Origin of the sequence: Staphylococcus sp. GDY8P47P, from assembly GCF_016892225.1 — a bacterium.
Lineage (GTDB): Bacteria > Bacillota > Bacilli > Staphylococcales > Staphylococcaceae > Staphylococcus > Staphylococcus borealis.
The window spans coordinates 1-4,278 of sequence record NZ_JAFENV010000007.1 but is presented as its reverse complement, the minus strand read 5'-3'; the positions used below and the strand labels follow the sequence as shown (position 1 = coordinate 4,278).

The window sequence follows — 4,278 nt, the reverse complement described above, 5'->3', positions numbered from 1 at the left end:
CCTTGCGGGCGGGGCCCCAGCAAAGAGCATTTCATCAAGAAATTCTACAAGCAAAGCAAGCTGGGAGTAGGACAACGAATTTAAAAAGAATTCTGTCCCACTCCCTTCCTTGTTATCTTGGCAATCGCTGATTGATTTGAAAATGCGCTTAAATCAAGCATTATTCAAACCTAGTCATCCTTGACGGCGAGGCCCCAGCAAAGAGCATTTCACTAAGAAATTCTACAAATTAAGCAAGCTGAGTACGGATAAAGCATTTACTTGATTCCTCTCCCGCACCCGATGATGTTATGCTTTATTTACTTCTTTTCTCATTTTATAAAGATAGTATGGTTTATGATTAATTTCTCCAACAATTTCAAATCCCATTTTTTGATACAATTTCAATGCTGCTTTATTATCTTTCACTACTGTTAACGATAGTTTACTAAACCCTGATGCTTTAGCTTTTTGTTCTGCAACATTTATAAGTTGTTGGCCGACACCTTTCCCTCTGGCATTAGGCATCGTCGCTAGCATACTAATATGATATTCATCTTCGTTGCCTTCATCCATCGTAACAAGTGAATAAAATGATTTTGGGTGTGTGATGATAGACTTGAAGGGTTTAATTTTATTCATTGAAATAATTTGAAGTACGGTTGGTATCATCGCCTTATCAATTTGTTTTAAAGGACTGCACGTGATCGCACCAAGAACTTGGTCACCTTCTAAAGCCACAAATGACATATCATGACTAAATCGGTTCGCATGATTTTGCCATAATCGTTGTAAGTCTTCAACAATTTCTTTATCTTTAGATTTACCTAGTATAATCGGCGCCATGTCGTCTATTGCCGCATATATTAATTGTCCCCCTTCTTGGTGATGCGGTTGTGCTGATTGAATAGTTAATTTAGTCAATGTTATTCCTCCTTATTTAACTATTTACTTCTTTTTTAAAATTAAACAATATTTGAGCTTATGAGTAATATAATTTATAATATAAAAGTTAATTTACACATTTTTATTATTTCATTTAAAAAGGAAGGTCATATGAGAAAAAGAAAAAACTGGTATTCAAAAGTATATTATTTATTTGTTACTGTCTTAATTATTGCTATTATAGCGATTGCATTTATACTTTATAAAACGCGTGAAGAAAAACAAAATCGCTCACTAGATTATTATTCAAGTTTTCAAGAATTAAAAGATGATACAACAGAAGGTAAAGACTGGCGTGTTAAAACAAAAAACCGCAAAGATAATCACATCCTTGTTACGGCTATTCACGGCGGCGGTATTGAACCAGGTACGACTGAACTCGCTCGTCGTGTGGCCAATCTAGGTAAGTATGATTTTTATACTTTTGAAGGATTAATGCCTAAACATAATGAACGTTTGCATATTACTTCAACTGTATTTGATGAACCAACCCTCCTAAAAATGTTGGACCACTCCGAAGAGACTATATCCATTCATGGCTATGCAGGTGAAGATCCAATTGTTTACGTTGGCGGCAAAGATAAACAATTAGCCAAATCAATCACAAAATCATTAAAACGTAAAGGTTTCACAGTTCAAAAGAGTCCTAAAGGTATTGAGGCGACATCATCCTCCAATATCATTAATAGAAATGACAATGATACCGGCGTACAACTTGAATTAACAACCGGACAACGTGCACTGTTTTTTAAAGATAAACAACTGGATCAACAAACAAGATCGAACCCAGACAACTACACCCGTACGTTCTACAAATTTGCCAAAGCAGTTAATCAAGGCATTGAAAACGCTCAATAATCTATTCTCAGGTGCTAAGCTACCCTCACTACGTTTTCACCCCTATTTAAATTGGGTATAAAGTACTATAGTGAGGGGGAACGTGTTATGTTAGAAACATTAACTCAAGAACAAAAATATACAATAGCGAAATTTTATAAATTATATATGGAACGTTCTAATGAAGGTCAGTCAGAAAATGAAGCAAATTATTTTGGTAATAGTATAAAAACACAAGACGATTATTTCTGTGATCGTGAATATGATGATTTTTTAGAGAATTGTAAAGTACTCATTGATCATGGTTATCTAGATGGACAACTAACAGCAGATAGAATTGACGATATTACGATTACTAACAAAGCTTTCACGGAGATAGAACAAAGTTTTAAATAATTAAACCGCTACGTTAGACTATGACTAACGTAGTTTTATTTTTATGAAAAAGGTGAATATATGACTAACTGGAAAATTAATAATCAATCACATAGACAATTAATGGTTCAAGCATATGAAAATGAAATCTCTATAGTTGAACCTTATCATAATGGTGCATTTAGAATATTAGCAGAAATCGACTTAAATCAAACATCGAATGAAACACAACTTAATGATGAAAAACTATATGTTTCTGTCAGTAAAGAGAATGAGGAAATTAACATTTACGATAGAGTCAATTAGTGTGATACATAAAGCCTTTACACTACTGTTTTCAAATAGTAATTAGATGTTAATTACAAGGTAATATGTATTTTATAATATGTGTAGTACAATGCAATTAATAATGTAAATTAAATGGAGGTAGCCTATGGAGAAACTGTTGTTCTATACAGGCACGGTATTATTAATCATAGCGATTATTTTAATTTTATTCGCTATTGTGGCAGTTTTTAAAAATAAAAACTATTTAAAATATTTCGCAATGGCTATTACGATTATTTTACTTAGCATGCTTGCTTTAGGCATTCATAAAATGATTGAAAGTAACAATCCATCTGAAAATCACGCAACACACTCTAAAGAGGATAAATCGTCTAAAGAAAAAGATAAAGATAAGGATAAACAAAGCAAAGACAAAAAAGATAATAATAACGATAAAGATGATAGTAATGTTACTCAAGAAGAACAAAATCGCTCTGAAGAAACATCAGCTAATAAGGAAGCAAATACTCAAGAACAGCAAGGCACACAACAAGAACAACCAACCGCTGAACAATCAACTAATGAAACACCTTCTACACAACAAGGAACTACACAAAACAATGCAGTCAATAATCAAAATTCAAATCAATCAAACAACTCAAACCAATCTTATAATCAAAATGGCAGAAATATAAATAACAACACTAATAATGGCGATCACAACAGTTCAAACGAGAATGCTTCTACAGTCAACAACTCAAGTGCTGAGGACCAGTCAAAAACCGAAAATCAAGCAGATGATAATCAGGTCCAAAGTTATTCTGAAGATAGTGCAAATGGACAGTTTAGAAGTAATGATACATCAGCAGAAAGTAATACTAATGAGACAGATAATAGTACAAATTAATTAACAGTGAAATAGCGTGTTTTCTATATTCACTGTAACTAGCCTTGTCACTCAGTGAATGAGATAACAATGACGTAGCTTATCTCATTTATTCGATTTAATTGAATTTATAAATTATTATTAACTGTTGAATTTTTAGAAAAGTGTGACATACTTATATTAATATTATTTATATCAATTAGATATTAAATATAATTAAACAAAGGGTGACACATATGAAAAAAGTAGCTTTTGTACTGCTTTCAAGTTTTTTATTATTAGGGGCATGCGGTAATAATGATGACCCAGTAGACAATGTTAAGAAAAGTTCTGACAAAAAAGACAATCCTAACGCGCATAAAGACAAAGGCGAATCAGATCGTACAGATGGTAAAAAAATTAACGATAACTAATAGCAAAACTAGCATTTACGTGTTTNNAAACACGTAAATGCTAGTTTTTTGTTTTTACATATGCCTAAAACGATACGTTGACTTACTTTCAATTGTGATCTTTATCAAATAGTTTTCCGACATCTTTTAATAAATCTTTACTTCCTAGCCATGTAGAAAGAGATGACATCATAAAACTAATCGCTTTCGTTAATAATTCCATATTACAACAGCTCCTTTACTAACGAGTTGTCTTAGTTCATCATGCTGACTTTAGTCTGCTTACTATATATATACCACATCGAAATTGGATGTAACATCATTGAAGCGTGGTGCAGAACTTTAAATCCTTTTTAACCCCAGCTTTCACTGCTTGTAGAATTTCTTTATGAAATTCTCGTTGCTGGGGCCCCGAACCCCAGCTTTCACTGCTTGTGGCATTTCTTTTCGAAATTCTCGTTGCTGAGGCCCGACTGTACTGAGAAAAGCTTAATTTAAGTGTCTTATCAATTCAGTCAGCTACTGCAAATTTTCCAAATAGCATTATCATATTATTTATGTTGAAGAATCTTTAAAAAAGAGGCTGGGACATAATTC

6 protein-coding genes are annotated in these 4,278 nt (G+C 32.8%); 5 read left to right on the top strand and 1 reads right to left on the bottom strand.

All coding sequences use genetic code 11. The annotated features are described in order from the left end of the window. Positions 1-288: 288 nt before the first annotated feature. Positions 289-903, bottom strand: coding sequence for a GNAT family N-acetyltransferase (locus JVV30_RS02055; RefSeq protein WP_070855154.1), 615 nt, complete (start codon positions 901-903; stop codon positions 289-291). 132 nt (positions 904-1,035) lie between these two features. Here JVV30_RS02055 and JVV30_RS02050 point away from each other — a divergent pair, with 132 nt between their 5' ends. From JVV30_RS02050 to JVV30_RS02030, 5 genes are all read left to right on the top strand, one after another. Continuing rightward, entirely contained in the window at positions 1,036-1,782 is a 747-nt protein-coding gene (locus JVV30_RS02050; RefSeq protein ID WP_070855155.1) for a poly-gamma-glutamate hydrolase family protein, read from the top strand. Positions 1,783-1,869: 87 nt separating this feature from the next. Next, positions 1,870-2,157: a hypothetical protein gene (locus JVV30_RS02045; RefSeq protein ID WP_053029878.1), complete on the top strand. Its 288-nt coding sequence runs from the start codon at positions 1,870-1,872 to the stop codon at positions 2,155-2,157. Positions 2,158-2,217: 60 nt separating this feature from the next. Next, positions 2,218-2,442: a hypothetical protein gene (locus JVV30_RS02040; protein WP_053029879.1), complete on the top strand. Its 225-nt coding sequence runs from the start codon at positions 2,218-2,220 to the stop codon at positions 2,440-2,442. A 127-nt stretch (positions 2,443-2,569) separates the two neighbouring features. Next, positions 2,570-3,310, top strand: coding sequence for a hypothetical protein (locus JVV30_RS02035; RefSeq protein ID WP_070855156.1), 741 nt, complete (start codon positions 2,570-2,572; stop codon positions 3,308-3,310). Between the two features lie 215 nt (positions 3,311-3,525). Further along, positions 3,526-3,702, top strand: a complete 177-nt coding sequence (locus JVV30_RS02030) for a hypothetical protein (protein ID WP_174841502.1) — start codon at positions 3,526-3,528, stop codon at positions 3,700-3,702. Positions 3,703-4,278 lie beyond the last annotated feature (576 nt).